Source organism: Vibrio sp. 1402 (genome assembly GCF_033340275.1).
On sequence record NZ_JAWOWE010000395.1, the window covers coordinates 1 to 626 of the forward strand.

The 626-nt window shown below is 47.4% G+C and carries 1 protein-coding gene and 1 pseudogene; both read right to left on the reverse strand.

All coding sequences use genetic code 11. The features are described from left to right. On the reverse strand, positions 1–386 hold a 386-nt coding region (locus R7044_RS26270; protein ID WP_318141740.1), incomplete at its 3' end, for a motility-associated protein. A gap of 10 nt (positions 387–396) precedes the next feature. Then, positions 397–626 (reverse strand): annotated as a pseudogene (gene lafS, locus R7044_RS26275) (lateral flagellar system RNA polymerase sigma factor LafS); the annotation flags it as partial.

The window sequence follows — 626 nt, forward strand, 5'->3', positions numbered from 1 at the left end:
TTATCAGTAATGAACGAAATCAGACGATGATCCTCAGAAACTTGCGGGAACATCAGGAAGATAGAGCTTTGTTCTGGTGCTTCGATGTGAGAATCCAAAAACTTGAAACCACGGCTACGCGCTGTTTCTAGCAGGTTGTTTAATAGCGCCATCAGCTCCATGTAGTACTCGTACTCTTCAGTTGGACCTTTGATGGTTGCTGGCACTTGTTGGCGCATCTCTTTCAGCACGTGTGGTGGGTTACCAATAATGAGAGAACCCGCTGCCGCGCCGATGATGATCAGAAATTCTGCTGGTTGCCAAATTGCACCTAGCTTACCGCCAGCCCACATGTATCCGCCGAAGACACACACAAGGATAGTGAGGACTCCTAAAAACTTTTGCATCTTGTGACTCCTAAGAGGACATTAATTGGTTGAGTTGTTTCAGCGCTTGTTTATGAAGCTGACAAATTCGAGGTGGCGTCAGATCCAAGACGAGGGCTATTTCGTGTAAATTGAGTTCGTGTTGATAAAACAGCGTCAGTAGCAATTGATCTCGCTTTGACAGTCGGCCTAGTGCGCTGTCTAAGCTACGACGAATGTGCTCGTGCTCCATGCCGTCGTATTGCCCACCAAAGTGGCTGT